A 14678-nucleotide genomic window follows, 5' to 3' on the forward strand; every position below is an offset into this window, starting at 1 on the left:
CGGGCTGAGGTCAGCTTGAGTCTTAAGATACAGAATCGCCCTCAAGGGCCAACCTATAACTCTGAGGATTCGCTACAATAATTCTCATTAGTCTTAATCTTTTCTTAAGAGTTCCTTGTCTTTTCCCTCTGCCTATCTATTGGTTGCTCATGGCAGCCGCGATCCTCGTCCCCAAATTGCCCTAGAACGTCTTGCCTATTTGGTTGCCGACCAGCTAAGAGATTCCGTTGTGTTCAGGGGAGCCTGTCGTCAGAGTAGTGTCTTACCAGCAAGAGTTGAGTATCGTGGAAATGCTTCGGGGAGAATTGCCCTATTGTCACCTCCCTCCACCTCAATCGTTCGCACCGCCATTTTAGAATGTCATCCTCTACCCTTGCACGGTCAGATTATCGAAATGGCAGAGGATCTTCTCGCCCAGGGTTATAAAATTCTGAAAATTCTGCCTCTTTTTCTACTCCCTGGTGTTCATGTTCAAGAGGATCTACCCAGAGAAGTTGCCTTAGCCCAGAGGGAACTGGGAAATCGAATGAACCTAGAAATTGCCCCCTATTTGGGGAGTTTAGCCCCCTTATTGGAACTGATCAGACAACAATATGAGTTCTCTGAGACGACGGCTCGTATCCTCGTTGCTCATGGTAGTCGTCGGCCAGGTGGAAATAGCAGCGTTCAAGCCTTAGCCCGTATTTGTGAAGCAGAAGTGGCCTATTCAGCGATCGCCCCTCATTTAGCCTCAGTGGTAGAACAGGTTAGTTTAAGAAAGCCCACTACAATTCAAGTCATTCCCTATCTACTCTTTACCGGCGGATTAAGTGATGCGATCGCGGCGGAAGTTAAGACCTTACAAAAACAATATCCGACTATTCAGTTTTGCCTCGCTCATCCCCTAGGGACAAATCCTGCCTTAGCGTCCATTATTGCTGCCCAGGGAGAGTTATGAATCCTTCAACCCATGCTCAAATGCTAGGAAAAGTGTACTTGGTAGGAGCAGGGCCAGGCGATCCGGGTCTCTTCACGCTCAAGGGGAAAACGTTACTCGAACACGCCGATGTGGTGGTTTATGATGCCTTGGTTAGTCCGGCGATTTTGGCCATGATTAATCCCCAGGCAGAACGGATCGATGCGGGCAAACGTCGAGGAAGGCATTCTAAGCACCAGTCTGAAACCACTCAGTTATTAATTGATCTAGCTCAGGTTCATGCGGTCATTGTGCGTCTAAAAGGGGGTGATCCCTTTGTCTTTGGTCGAGGTGGGGAAGAGATGGCGGAGCTACAGGCGGCTAATATTTCGGTGGAGGTGGTTCCAGGCATTACGGCGGGTATTGCGGCTCCAGCCTATGCGGGTATTCCTATTACCCATCGAGATTTTAGTTCGTCAGTGACCTTTGTGACTGGTCATGAAACCATTGGAAAATACCGTCCGCAAATTAATTGGCAGGCGATCGCCCAGGGATCAGAAACCATTGTCATTTATATGGGAGTTCATAATTTAGGCAATATTATTAGCGAATTGTTAGCGGGGGGCTTAGGTAAGGATACGCCCATTGCTTTAATTCGTTGGGGGACTAGACCCGATCAAGAAGAATTAATTGGGACGTTAGCGACTATTGTTGAACAGGTTAACCAATCCCAATTTGAGGCTCCGGCGATCGCGGTTATTGGCCAGGTGGTGAATCTGAAGTCCTGTTCTTAATAGAGCGATCGGGCATTTTTCGGCCTTGCTAAATCAGGGGTTCTTCCTCGTCCCAGCGATTAAAAAGGGGGCAAAAATCACAATTCATGATCGTGCCAAGTATAGTTTGGTATATTTAGGATAAAATGGGAATCTTAATCTTAAGTACTAAAGTTTTACAAGGAGAATCTTGAGTTATGGCAAAATCTCAAAGTTTTGAAGAAATCTATCCTAATCTTGCTCGCTTTATTGATGGCAGTAGTGGTGGCTGGATAGAGCTAGGCGATAGTGAACATATTAGTTCTTTTGCTAGAGCCTATGATATGGGAGGAACGATTTATGAAGGAAAAAGGTCATATAAGACGATAGATGCAGCTTTACAAGATTTAGAAAAGCACGTTGGTGAGTATATGGAAGAGAATGGTATTGATTAACTTTTTTATAAACTCCGTCCAACTCAAAACTCATAGTTTTTGGGTCTCGTAAGTTGATCCCCCTAAATCCCCCTTAAAAAGGGGGACTTGCCCCTAATAACATCTTAAAAAAACTTCAGTTTCCAAAGTTAATGGGGTTTAAAACATAGATTTTTATTAAGGAAATTTTTTGAAAATGAGTATGTCTAATCAGCTTTTTTATGGCGATAATCTAGAGGTTTTACGGAAACATATTAAGGATGAATCGGTGGATTTATGTTATATTGATCCGCCTTTTAATTCTAAGCGCAATTATAACCAGATTTATAATAATGTGGGTAAGGAAGACCAGGCTCAAGCACAGGCTTTTGTGGATACTTGGACTTGGGATGATCATGCTAATCAGGGTTTAGCGGAAATCTTAGAGAATTATCATGGTCGTTTTACTAGTCAAAGTATTGATTTAATTGCAGGATTAACGAAAGTTTTAGGCAAGGGCAGTTTATTGGCTTATTTGGTGAGTATGACCTTAAGGGTAGCAGAAATTCATCGGGTTTTAAAACCAACGGGCAGTTTTTATTTACATTGCGATCCAACGGCTAGTCATTATTTAAAGATTATTTTAGATGCTATTTTTTGTAGTGATGGAGGAGATTTTCAAAATGAAATTATCTGGAGTTATAAAAGATACACTGCTGTAAGTAAAAGGTTCCAGAGACTTCATGATGTTATCTTTTTATATGTTAAATCTTCTAATTCTATTTTTAATCATATAAGAGATGATTATGGTGAAAAATCTGGAAAAGCAGATAGTCATTACAAACAAGATGAGGAAGGAAGATGGTTTCGCTGGCAGAAAAGGAAGGGGCAAGAGCCTTATAAAATTTATTTGAATTTAGAAGGAAAAAGATTAGGAGATGTTTGGGAAATATCTATTATTAATGCTTCAGCGAAGGAAAGATTAGGTTATCCAACGCAAAAACCAGAAGCTCTTCTCGAAAGAATTATTAAAGCCAGTAGTAATGAAGGTGACGTAATTCTGGATGCCTATTGCGGTTGTGGAACGACGATCGCCGTTGCTGAACGATTAAATAGAACCTGGATCGGTATTGATATTACCTATCAAAGTATTAGCTTAATTTTAAAACGATTAGAAGATTCCTTTGGCAAAAATGTCTTAGATAAAATTCAACTCAATGGCATTCCTAAAGATATGGCATCCGCTCAGGCTCTGGCCCTCAAAGCCGACGATCGCACTCGTAAAGAATTTGAAAAATGGGCCGTTTTAACCTATAGCAATAATCGCGCTGTTATTAATGCCAAAAAAGGAGCCGATAAAGGGATTGATGGAGTAGCTTATTTTCAAGGCGATCAAGATACTCCTGACAAAATTATTTTTCAGGTTAAATCAGGCAAAGTTAAAGCAGGTGATATTCGAGATTTACAAGGCACAATGACCCTCAATGAAGCGGCGATCGGTATTTTTATTACTCTGCAAATACCAACAAAAGATATGATGCAAACCGCAAAAATGGCAGGTATTTATCAAAGTCGTTACATGAGCCAAAATGTCGATAAAATTCAAATTGTCACTATTCAAGAAATTATCGAAGATAAAAAACGATTAGATATTCGACTCATGTTTGAAGTCCTTAAATCTGCTGAAAAACAACGAGAAACCCAATCCGTTCAAATTCCTTTAGATATTTAACTTGACTGGCTGAATGTAGGAGATTAGTTTCTAAGTTCCATGAACTCAAGATTTAGGAACCAATTACCACTCTTCAAAAAGAGGTTCTCCGTGCCTAAGATTTACCTATTTATACTCCTCACGGTCGTAAATTTACGATTTTTAGTTTAGCCCCCCTAGCCCCCCAAAAGTTGGGGGAACTATTCTCTATTCATGGGTTTCAAAGTCCTCCAGAATTGGGGGATCAAACGCTATTGTGCAAGAAGTCTATTCAAAAACAGTTCCACACAAAGGATCAAGCTTTTGATTAATGGTTATTTCGATGCGATGAGCTAACATAACTTTAAGCGTTCTATAAAATTATATTGCCGTTTTTTCATAATCTATTTTGAAAGGGCGATCGCGGTCATTGGCCAGGTGGTGAATCTGAGTTCGTGTTCTCAATAGAGGGATCGGGCATTTTTCGGCCTTGCTGAATCAGAAGTTTTGCCTAGTACCAGAAATTAAGCAGTAATTTTGGGATTGGCACAGAAGCGCGATTAGAAGAGCGATCGCCGTTGCATCACTTTAATTTATCCATTTAACAAAAAAGAATATTTGATCCTATTGATAGTCTTCCCTAGAGTGAAAGAGTGCTTCTTAACTCGGACTTAACCCCGACAGTGGCTCAAAAAATCTCTTTCTAAGCTTCGCTCTTAGCCCCAAACTATGACGACTCAAGTAACCCTTAACCGCAGTCAACATGGATTAAAGCCAGATTGCCTCTCTTTCGGAGAAGTATTAGCTCAATCCTTTGCCGTCATTGCTCCGACCACGATTCCGGCTTCCAACATCGGCCTAATTGTTGCCCTGGCTGGCAATGGTACTTGGCTCAGTTTTTTACTGGGTTTAATTGGGTTGGTATTAGTTAGTGTCAATATCAATCAATTTGCCAGTCGTTCTGCTTCTCCAGGCTCTCTCTATGCCTACATTGCCAAGGGGTTAGGGCCAACGGCTGGGGTGGTGTGCGGTTGGAGCTTGGTCTTAGCTTACCTCTTTACCGGCATGGCTGTACTGTGTGGGTTTGCTAATTTCAGCTTGGCTCTGTTAGGACATTTGGGATTCCATCCGGCCAGCATTAGTCTATTGGCGATCGGGGCTGGCATTGCCTGGTATGCGGCCTATAAAGATATTCAATTATCAGCAGTGGCGATGCTCTGGCTGGAAGGGGTTTCTCTAGCACTGATTGCGGTGTTAGCCATCATTATCTGGAACCATCACGGTTTTGCTTGGGATACAGCCCAGTTAACGCTCCGCGATGTTACGCCTGGCAAGGTGGCCATGGGATTAGTGTTAGTGATGTTTGGTTTCTCCGGTTTTGAAAGTGCAACCTCCCTGGGAGATGAGGCCAAGAATCCTCTCAAAACCATTCCTCAAGCGGTGATGGGGAGTGTGATTTTAGCGGGACTTTTCTTTGTGGTCACGACTTATATAGAGGTTTTGGGCTTTGAAGGCACAGGGGTCGCGATCGCTACGACCGAGGAACCCTTGGGATTTTTATCACAGCAAGCAGGGGTTGGCTTTTTAGGCGATTTAGTGGGGATTGGAGCTTTATTTAGTTTCTTTGCCTGTGTTTTAGGCAGTCTGAATCCAGCCGCTAGAATCTTTTTTACCATGGCCCGTCATGGTTTATTACCTGCCTCTTTAGGTTCAGCCCATGTGGCCAATCGTACCCCCCACAATGCAGTCACTCTCTGTTCCCTGATTCTTTTCCTTGTCCCGACAGCCCTGGCCTTCTCTGGGATCAAATTATTTGACAGTATGGGTTATCTTGGGGCGATCGCCAGCTATGGTTTTCTCACGGTTTATATCTTGATTTCTGTGGCGGCCCCTGTCTATCTTTATAAAATTCGGAAACTATGCCGTCGGGATATCTTTTTCTCCGTTTCAGCCGTACTGTTTATGATGATACCCATCCTCGGCAGTGTGGGAATTGAAGGCAGTTCTTGGTTTCCCATTCCCGATGCTCCCTATAGTGCTTTTCCCTATCTTTTCCTCCTTTATTTAGCCCTAACCTGTAGTTGGTTCGTGATCCAACGCCTCCGCTTTCCCGGATTAGCACGCCGAATGCAACGCCATGTGGAGGAGAGCCATGACCAATTTTTAGTCAGAGAAGAGGTTCTAGTTGCCTCTGCCCTCGTTCGTCCTTATCAAAATTGAGGAGTTAAAAATGACTGAATTAAGCCTATTAACAGCCATTCCTAAAGGGATTACTGCTTTTTGTGCCACTAATCTGGATGATATTCTCATTCTCTTGCTGTTTTTCACCCAGGTTAATGCCAGCTTTCGTCGCAGACAAATCATCGCCGGCCAATATTTAGGCTTTGGAGCTTTGGTTTTAGCCAGTTTACCCGGATTTTTCGGCGGTCTTTTCTTCCCCCGACCTTGGATTGGCTTACTAGGATTGGTTCCCATTTTTATTGGGGTTAGTCGTCTGCTCAATCCCGATGACGATGACGATGAGGAAACGTCCGCAACCACAACCGAGTTAAATCAAGCTTCCCCGCTTCACAGTTTTATTTCACCTCAAACCTATGGGGTGGCAGCCATCACCTTTGCCAATGGGGGGGACAATATTGGCATTTATATGCCGTTGTTTGCCAGTAGCTCTTGGGAAAGTTTGACGATTATTTTAACGGAATTCTTTGTAATGGTGGGGATTTGGTGTTATGCTGCTTACCAATTAACCAAGATTAAGGTATTAGCGGAAAACCTAACCCGTTACGGTAATTTTATCGTTCCCTTTGTCTTAATTGGTTTGGGTATTTTAATTTTGATAGATAGCCATACCTTGGAAAATCGAGGTTTAGTTGTCCTGACTTTAATCATGAGTGCAGGGTGTTGGTTAAGTCTAACTCGTCCGTGTTCAGAGGATACGGAGATTATGTTGCCTGTCACCCAAGACCTTACCATTGAACCCGATTAGGAGCAATTCAAAGCATCAGATCATGGAAAGTTTGTTACAAGTTATTGTTGCGGCGATCGCTGCTTTTGCGGCAACCAATATTGATGACATTCTGATCCTGATGTTTTTCTTTTCCCAAGTCAATAGCTCTTTTCGGATTCACCATATTATTCTGGGTCAATATTTAGGCTTTATGGGATTATTGCTATTAAGTTTGCCAGGGTTTTTAGGCGGATTAATTATTCCTAAAGCCTGGACTGGATTACTGGGTTTAATTCCAATTTATATTGGCTTACAACAAATTCTGAATCCCGAAACGCAAACTCCCGAAATTCCCTCAATTGCCTCTGGCAAGCGATCGCAACCTAAATCTTCTGGATTGATGTCCTACTTTAACCCCTTACTCGCTCCCCAGACCTACAGCGTTGCGGCCATTACCCTAGCCAATGGTGGAGACAATATTGGCATCTATGTTCCTTTTTTTGCCAGTTTGTCCTGGTTCAAGTTACTGGTCGTGATCACAACTTTTTTAAGCTTAGTGGGGGTTTGGTGTGCGATCGCCTATGGCTTAACCAGACAGCCGATGATTGGCAAAGTGCTCAACCGTTATGGCCATAAAGTTGTCCCTTTTGTGCTGATTGGACTAGGTTTATTGATTCTCTGGGACAGTCAAAGTTATGAATTATTAAAGTTATTAAATATCCCGCTTCCATAAGAATCTATGTTTGATCGCTCTTAAACGAGGTTCCACAATTAAATGAACTGGAGAAAATAATGTTCTTACTTTTTAAAAATATGCCCTCACCCACCTCAACAGACTCCTCCTTAAGCGTTTCCCCTGGCACCACGACCGACCATCCTAAACGTCGTAATTCTTCACGGGTACGGGATCATTTAGCCAATGAACGCACCTATCTTGCCTGGATGCGTAGTGCGATCGCGCTGATGGGCTTCGGTGTTTTAATTGCCCGTTTACGAATGTTTCAGCCCCCGGCTGTCCATAGCCCTGGCAATGGTTGGAAATTAGGTTTAGTCTTTTCCCTGGTGGGTTTAGTCACCGTTTTTCTCTCTACTCAGCATTATTTTGCGGTTCGCCATGATATCGATGAAGATACTTATGAACCGGCAGATCGTTGGGTCATTATTTTTAGTCTTGCTATTTTAATCCTCGGTTCTGGTGTTATTTACTATCTCTTTACCGTACCGCTTAATCCCCTTAGCACCATGACTTTTGAATAATTCTCAGGATAATTTTTTCCTCTTAAATATCAATTAATTTATCCTTTTTTATTTTCCTAAAATGTTAGAACAACTCTCCCCCTGGGTCAGCGAAAATCTATTTCTCAATACGACTGGAGTTTTACTTTCTTTAGTCGCCCTAGAAACAGTTTTGTCTGCGGATAATGCCATTGCCTTGGCTGCCTTGGTACAACATTTACCAGAAGAAAAGCATCAAAAACAGGCTCTCAATTGGGGCTTAGGGGGAGCCTTTATTCTACGGATTACCCTGATTGTTCTGGGAACCTGGATCGTCCAGTTTTGGCAATTTCAATTGGCAGGAGCCTTGTATTTACTTTGGCTAACGGCAAAATATTTCTGGGAACGCTTATCGGATGAGCAAGAAGACTCAATGATTATTAGTAGTTTCAATGATAAAACTACTCCCATAACCTTTGATTGGCAAATTATTCCCCTCATTGCTGTTACCGATCTAGCTTTTTCTTTGGATAGCGTCACAACGGCAATCGCGCTTTCAGATCAAACCTGGTTAATCTTAATTGGCGGCATGATTGGGGTAATTGCCCTACGCTTTTTAGCAGAAATCTTTGTGCAATGGCTCAATCAATTTACCTATCTACAAGATGCAGCCTATTTAACCATATTCTGGGTTGGAATTCGTCTATTGTTTAAAGCCCTGTTACCTAATTATGTTCCCCCCGAATGGATGGTTTTATCTGTTATTATTGTACTATTTTTCTGGGGATTTTCTAAACGGGAACTATCAGAAAGTCCTTGAGCCATTCAAGTTATTTAAGGAAAAACCATGAGAAGATCGATAATAAATATTCTACAATAGGCATAGTTGCATAGGGATTGACGCTAGATCCATCATTGTGGCTAATTGCTTAAATTCTAGAACCTTGCCATGTGTCAACTTCTGGGCATGAACTGTAATGTACCGACAGATATCTGTTTTTCCTTTGAGGGCTTTTGTGCTAGGGGAGGGAAAACGGACGAACATCGAGATGGTTGGGGGATTGCCTTTTTTGAAGGTTTGGGTTGTCGTCTTTTTCTAGATGATCATGCTTCTATACATTCTCCGATCGCCGAATTGGTTAAACAATATCCCATTAAATCCACCCAGGTGATCGCCCATATTCGCAAAGCCACCCAGGGGGAAGTGGGCTTAGAAAATTGCCACCCCTTTCAACGGGAATTGTGGGGAAAATATTGGGTTTTTGCCCATAATGGGAATTTAGAAAATTTTGAACCAGAATTGCAAGGACTTTATCAACCTGTCGGCAAAACAGATAGTGAAAAGGCCTTTTGTCTGATCCTTGAAACCCTGCGCCAAGCCTTTCCTGATGGTCAACCGACTTTAGAGAAACTCTATCAGATTTTAGCGACTATTACCCAATCCTTAGCCCAACAAGGAATTTTTAATTATCTTCTTTCCAATGGTGAATATTTATTTGTTTACTGCTCAACTCAGTTACATTATCTGATTCGTCAAGCTCCTTTTGCCGCCGCCCATTTAATTGATGAAGATATTACCGTCGATTTTCAAGCCTTAACCAATCAAACGGATCGGGTTGCTATTATTGCGACTTTACCTTTAACAGATAATGAAGTTTGGACGAATATTCAACCAGGGGAATTAATGGTTTTTCAGGATGGTAGGCCTTTAAATTTGAGGTTTACTGAAGAGTTGATAAACTGCCAAACTCCAGGCGATCGCCAAACACCAACCGCCTAAAATATCACTGGGATAATGAACCCCTAAATAGAGTCTTGTCCAGGCAATCGTAAGGGCAAAAATGAGACTTACAATCACTGTTAACGTTTGCCAACGACTGCCCCAAGTCAAAAGCATTAAAATCATCCCTAACATCAAACTCGACAGGGCATGGCCACTGGGAAAAGCTGGATTAGTGGGGCCGTGATAGCCGCTATCCCACAGATAGGGTCGAGGTCGAGCAATTAGGGTTTTGGTTAGGTAATTTAAGACAACTGATCCTAAAGCTGTGACGGCTATAAATGACAGCGATCGCCACTGTTTGGCCAGGGCTAGAATAATACCCAAAATGACCAGAATAGGTAAGGTTCCCCCATAAATCCCCATTGCAGTCACGATTGCTGCCAACTGATCTAAAACAGGATTAGCGGTGTCATGAATTGCCCATAACAGGGTTTGTTCTTGCCAGATTCCCTGGGGAGATTGCCGAACCGCGATCGCTAACCCAACAAATACTAACAACGGCAAAACTATACCCAGTAAGATCAGCCACCTTGACCGCTTATTTAGCAAAAGTTGCTTACTAACCATTTTGACTATTTAAGATTAAGAAAAGATTGCTAGGGTCAAAGCTCGATAAGTCTAAAATTTGCCAATGGACTAAAAGCACGACCACTACCGTAAAGGCTGTGGAGGAAAGCACCCCCGACCATAATGTTTGCTTAAAACTGGTGGCTTGAGAGGAAGATTGCAAAACCCGTCCCGTCCCCGCTTGCATTAGGACAATACCGACCAGATTAGATAACCAATAACCTGCGATCGCTCCGGGAATTAACCATTGCGGCACAAACCAACTGCACAGATGGCCAAAACCATAGGCCAAAGGAAGATTAAAAATCAGATCATTCCACCAGCAAAGGGGAGATAGCAGGAAACCAATACCCACCAATATTAATCCCCCGATTTTCCGCCATCCTTGACCTGATCCCAGCAGACACTCTCTCCAATACCCCTCATTTTCCTTTAGATTAATCATGAAATACAAAATGTTGATTGGATTAGTGTATTTTAGCCATTGAGGATGGTTTCAGTCAAGGAGCGAGCAACTAACGAAAACTAGCGTTGGTGTCATTGGGCACTGGTATCGTCTAGCTAGAAGCTACAAACGTTGCAATACGAGAGGTTCAAGAAATCAGGCGAATTTGGAGTAAGTCCTCCCAAGTTAACCCTTTTTCAATTATACCGAGAGCTACAGCAGGAACTTTTTTCGTCGTAAAATGGCTGCGAACAAAGTTATGAACCATCCAGAAAATATCTAGGACTCGCTGTAATCCCACAACAGATTTAGCATAAGTATTTGTACGACGACGAAAGGCGGCTAAATAGCGTCGGATAGCACTATTAAATGCCTCAACGTGGTTGGCATAGATGTCCTTTTCTTCTGGTTTTTCTGTTGTCTCTGGATGTTCTGGTTTCGGAGTTTCTACTTTCTTTAGTTTACCCTCAGAATCTCGACGTTTACTACTCTTATTTTTCAGTCTTACCACCATACCCTTCGGTAATACTTTGGTGGGACGACCTCGCTTTCCAGTCCTTAATACTTCGTGACAAATATTAAATAGCAGTTGACTATATCGCTTTTCTCCATCTGTAAATAACTGGAGAGATTCTGCACTCCTTTCAAATAATTCCGCTACCGTCATCATTGCTTCTAGAAATAATTTCTGCTCTTTTCGACCACATTTTAAATGCCAAATAAAGCGGCTAGCCCTGTCCATGAGAACGATTGTCCACCCCTCAGAGGCACAGGGCAAACGCATCTTATCCGAGTAAGAGAACACCAGAAAAAAGATGATCCAATGATTATAGCGGTTTGGCAAAGATTTCCACAAACCATTTTTTGAGGCTAGGAAGGCGATTAATCCGTGCTTCAACCTTTTCCATCCCAGCCTTGCTCAGCTTCACTCCTGTCTCATAAACTTTTTCTATCAGTTTCACTACAGGATTTTGACCCCTGAATGTTAGCGTTTTAGCAAAATTAAGCACGGTTTCAACCGTATCCAGTAAACTCCCATTCCAATGTTTTTCTAACCAACCAAAAGGGTGCGACCTTTAGTTGATAAAAGCTGTTGTAATCAGGGTTCTACAGGGAACCCATATTGATCAAGTTTTGCCCAAAATTGACTCCATCGTTCCTTGGTCAATACCAAAGCTCGTAGGCTCAAAATAATTCCTGCTCCTTTTTCCTTCCATCGCATCCCTGAACAACATAATCGTTGTTTGACCAACGTCTTACAAGCTGCTTCCGTAGGGTGTGACCTTTAGTTGATGAAGGAAAAGAAAAGTGTTAACATGGGATGAAAAGTGACAAAGAGGAAACAATGATGACAGCAAAACTAATTAATGTAGAGGGTTCAAAGATAAAAATAGAACTAACATTAGAACTCAGTCGTTCAATGTTGGATACAGAAATAAATATTCAAAAAGGCTTAAACGAAGTAGGTTGCATCGCCAGCAAAGAAGCCTTGAAATATTTAGATACAGATGGTTCACCCTTAAAAATCGGTGAAGAAATCTGGAAGAGTAAGGGAGAGCAACCGAAAGAATATCAAACACCTTATGGTGAGGTTATAGTGAATCGTCATGTATATCAGCGTTCACCTTTGAGGAAAAACGTATTGCCCCTTAGAAAGAGAAGCAAGGATAATCATAACATCAACGCCATTATTGGCAAAACAGGTATCCTCAAAAATGTCAGGGATGGCAGGCAAAGAGGTGAAAAATGATTTATTAGAAAATCATGGTAGAAAAGTAGCGCTATCCTATATCCAAAGATTGAGTGAAGCAGTAGGAAGTGTGGTACAGGCAAAAGAAGAAGCGTGGAGTTATGCCCCGCCCAAGGAGGATAGCCAAATTGCAACAGTGGGAATAGGATTAGATGGAACCTGTATGCTGATGTGTGAGGATGGCTACCGTGAAGCAATGGTGGGAACCGTTTCCCTATACGATAGTGAAGGCGAACGTCAACATACAATCTATCTAGGTGCGGCACCAGAGTATGGAAAAAAGAGTTTTCTAGAAAGATTAGAAAGAGAAATTGAGCGAGCGAAAAACCGTTATCCAGAGGCAACATTGGTCGGGATAGCAGACGGGGCAGAATCAAATTGGAAGTTTTTAGAAAAGCAAACGGAAGAACAGATATTAGATTTCTATCATGCCTCTGGTTACTTAGGTGCCTTGGCAGAAGCGTTGCATCCGAATACCGTGTCAAAACAAAAAGAATGGTTGACTGAAAATTGTCGAGAACTCAAGCATGAAAAAGGAAAAGCAGGAGAACTGCTAAATCTGATGAAAGAAGTCAAAGAAGAAAAAAGTCATTCTAAGAATCTTACCGAGAAACTACAAGCGGCGATTACTTATTACGAGAATCATCAGCATCAAATGGATTATGCTGAATACATAGAGAAAAAGTATCCGATTGGTTCAGGTGTTACGGAAGCAGCTTGTAAGACGTTGGTCAAACAACGATTATGTTGTTCAGGGATGCGATGGAAGGAAAAAGGAGCAGGAATTATTTTGAGCCTACGAGCTTTGGTATTGACCAAGGAACGATGGAGTCAATTTTGGGCAAAACTTGATCAATATGGGTTCCCTGTAGAACCCTGATTACAACAGCTTTTATCAACTAAAGGTCGCACCCCTTCCGTAACACCTGAACCAATCGGATACTTTTTCTCTATGTATTCAGCATAATCCATTTGATGCTGATGATTCTCGTAATAAGTAATCGCCGCTTGTAGTTTCTCGGTAAGATTCTTAGAATGACTTTTTTCTTCTTTGACTTCTTTCATCAGATTTAGCAGTTCTCCTGCTTTTCCTTTTTCATGCTTGAGTTCTCGACAATTTTCAGTCAACCATTCTTTTTGTTTTGACACGGTATTCGGATGCAACGCTTCTGCCAAGGCACCTAAGTAGGGCTTGCTGAAAAAGTCAAAAAACGAAAGAAATGTGGGTTAGGGAAGTATGGACTGAAAAAGCATAGATAACTTATCCTTATGGAAACAAATCAAAATACAGATTTTGTTTAATATATTGTTCCTTTCTGTCTAAAAAGGTCAACACAAATCACTCCTCACAAAAGAGAGGAAAATTAACACCATTTTTCACAAGAAAAACGACTCTACAACTTTTTACTTTTTGTCTTCTGAAGTAGAGTAGAAAGATTCATTACCAAAAAGTTCATCGCAATTACCGTTTCCGAGGTCTCAGGTAGTTTGGCCATCACTCGACCAAGACTAAATTTCCTCTTTCCCTGTCCGAATTTACCCTCAATGGCATTACGCACTCTTTCATCTGAGCGTGCCTCTTTCTTTTTTTCTTTGCTCACCTCTTTCGGCGGTCTTCCCAATCGGGGACCACTCATTCTTATATCCCTTTCTTTACAATAAGCTCGATTCGCTTTTGTTCGATAGATTTTATCCACATGAACCGATTCCGGATAACATCCTGTTTCCCTTTTATATTCTTCTATTCGCGCTTGTAAATCTCCCGATTCGTTGTAATTATCCCAACTTAATTTGTCTAAGAAGACAAAGCCATTCACATTACTTGCCGATATTTTAGCTCCAAACTCTACTGCTTTTCCCGCTTTTCCACGCACTATTGGACGCACGTGAGGTTGGCTTACACTCACAATTCTGTTTTCTACTTTATTTGTCTTTTTTTCATACATTTCTAACTGTTGCTCATACACTTTTCCTATCGTTACAAGCTCTTCTTGCTCTTTTTTCGTTAGTTTTTCTAACTTTGCTCCCTCTTCTATCATTTTTTCTATATGAGACAAGTTTCTTTTTATATATCCTAGTTGTTTTTTTGTTCCTTTTCTTCTTTCTTTTTTTGACTGGACAGTGGGAAGTTCTCGAGGCGTGTAAGTGGAGAAAAGAAAATCGGACATCCGATACAAAAGAGTGCCGTTATGTCCGAAACTGGCTGATATAAGAAAATCGA

The 14678-nt window shown here is 41.8% G+C and carries 15 protein-coding genes and 3 pseudogenes; 11 read left to right on the plus strand and 7 right to left on the minus strand.

Annotated elements, in window-relative coordinates; translation table 11 throughout:
• Window positions 1–115: 115 nt before the first annotated feature.
• From KA717_08360 to KA717_08405, 10 genes are all read left to right on the plus strand, one after another.
• Complete coding sequence (locus tag KA717_08360) at window positions 116–937, plus strand: sirohydrochlorin chelatase (GenBank protein ID UXE62725.1); 822 nt, start codon at window positions 116–118, stop codon at window positions 935–937.
• The gene (gene cobA / locus KA717_08365) at window positions 934–1689 is read left to right on the plus strand and encodes a uroporphyrinogen-III C-methyltransferase (GenBank protein ID UXE62726.1); all 756 of its coding nucleotides are present in this window, start codon (window positions 934–936) and stop codon (window positions 1687–1689) included. Before KA717_08360 ends, cobA begins: the two co-directional genes overlap by 4 nt.
• Window positions 1690–1865: 176 nt before the next feature.
• Window positions 1866–2102, plus strand: a complete 237-nt coding sequence (locus KA717_08370; GenBank protein ID UXE62727.1) for a hypothetical protein — start codon at window positions 1866–1868, stop codon at window positions 2100–2102.
• Window positions 2103–2283: 181 nt separating this feature from the next.
• Window positions 2284–3792 (plus strand): restriction endonuclease, encoded by a 1509-nt coding sequence (locus tag KA717_08375; GenBank protein UXE62728.1) that lies wholly within the window; start codon window positions 2284–2286, stop codon window positions 3790–3792.
• A 687-nt stretch (window positions 3793–4479) separates the two neighbouring features.
• Window positions 4480–5970 carry an APC family permease gene (locus tag KA717_08380; GenBank protein ID UXE62729.1) on the plus strand — a complete coding sequence of 497 codons (1491 nt, stop codon included), beginning with the start codon at window positions 4480–4482 and terminating at the stop codon, window positions 5968–5970.
• A gap of 10 nt (window positions 5971–5980) precedes the next feature.
• Entirely contained in the window at window positions 5981–6736 is a 756-nt protein-coding gene (locus KA717_08385) for a cadmium resistance transporter (GenBank protein ID UXE62730.1), read from the plus strand.
• Between the two features lie 22 nt (window positions 6737–6758).
• The gene (locus KA717_08390; GenBank protein ID UXE62731.1) at window positions 6759–7430 is read left to right on the plus strand and encodes a cadmium resistance transporter; all 672 of its coding nucleotides are present in this window, start codon (window positions 6759–6761) and stop codon (window positions 7428–7430) included.
• An 80-nt stretch (window positions 7431–7510) separates the two neighbouring features.
• Window positions 7511–7954, plus strand: coding sequence for a DUF202 domain-containing protein (locus KA717_08395; protein UXE62732.1), 444 nt, complete (start codon window positions 7511–7513; stop codon window positions 7952–7954).
• Between the two features lie 61 nt (window positions 7955–8015).
• Window positions 8016–8732: a DUF475 domain-containing protein gene (locus tag KA717_08400; protein UXE62733.1), complete on the plus strand. Its 717-nt coding sequence runs from the start codon at window positions 8016–8018 to the stop codon at window positions 8730–8732.
• A 129-nt stretch (window positions 8733–8861) separates the two neighbouring features.
• A complete protein-coding gene (locus KA717_08405; GenBank protein UXE62734.1) occupies window positions 8862–9692 on the plus strand; it encodes a class II glutamine amidotransferase in 831 nt (276 codons plus the stop codon).
• Here KA717_08405 and KA717_08410 read toward each other — a convergent pair.
• From KA717_08410 to KA717_08430, 5 genes and pseudogenes are all read right to left on the minus strand, one after another.
• Window positions 9621–10193 (minus strand): phosphatase PAP2 family protein, encoded by a 573-nt coding sequence (locus KA717_08410; GenBank protein UXE62735.1) that lies wholly within the window; start codon window positions 10191–10193, stop codon window positions 9621–9623. The genes KA717_08405 and KA717_08410 overlap by 72 nt on opposite strands.
• Window positions 10194–10254: 61 nt before the next feature.
• Window positions 10255–10518 carry a hypothetical protein gene (locus KA717_08415; GenBank protein ID UXE62736.1) on the minus strand — a complete coding sequence of 88 codons (264 nt, stop codon included), beginning with the start codon at window positions 10516–10518 and terminating at the stop codon, window positions 10255–10257.
• A 337-nt stretch (window positions 10519–10855) separates the two neighbouring features.
• Entirely contained in the window at window positions 10856–11485 is a 630-nt protein-coding gene (locus KA717_08420; protein UXE62737.1) for a hypothetical protein, read from the minus strand.
• A gap of 49 nt (window positions 11486–11534) precedes the next feature.
• Window positions 11535–11717, minus strand: a complete 183-nt coding sequence (locus KA717_08425) for a hypothetical protein (GenBank protein UXE62738.1) — start codon at window positions 11715–11717, stop codon at window positions 11535–11537.
• 89 nt (window positions 11718–11806) lie between these two features.
• Window positions 11807–11980: pseudogene (locus tag KA717_08430) on the minus strand (ISKra4 family transposase).
• A gap of 75 nt (window positions 11981–12055) precedes the next feature.
• Here KA717_08430 and KA717_08435 point away from each other — a divergent pair.
• A pseudogene (locus KA717_08435) lies at window positions 12056–13337 on the plus strand (ISKra4 family transposase).
• Here the strand turns inward: KA717_08435 and KA717_08440 are convergent.
• Together KA717_08440 and KA717_08445 are read right to left on the minus strand one after the other, a co-directional pair.
• Window positions 13310–13633, minus strand: coding sequence for a hypothetical protein (locus KA717_08440; GenBank protein ID UXE62739.1), 324 nt, complete (start codon window positions 13631–13633; stop codon window positions 13310–13312). The pseudogene KA717_08435 and the gene KA717_08440 overlap by 28 nt on opposite strands.
• A 218-nt stretch (window positions 13634–13851) precedes the next feature.
• Window positions 13852–14565, minus strand: a pseudogene (locus tag KA717_08445) (transposase).
• Between the last annotated feature and the right edge of the window lie 113 nt (window positions 14566–14678).

The sequence above is a fragment of the Woronichinia naegeliana WA131 genome (assembly GCA_025370055.1).
Lineage (GTDB): Bacteria > Cyanobacteriota > Cyanobacteriia > Cyanobacteriales > Microcystaceae > Woronichinia > Woronichinia naegeliana.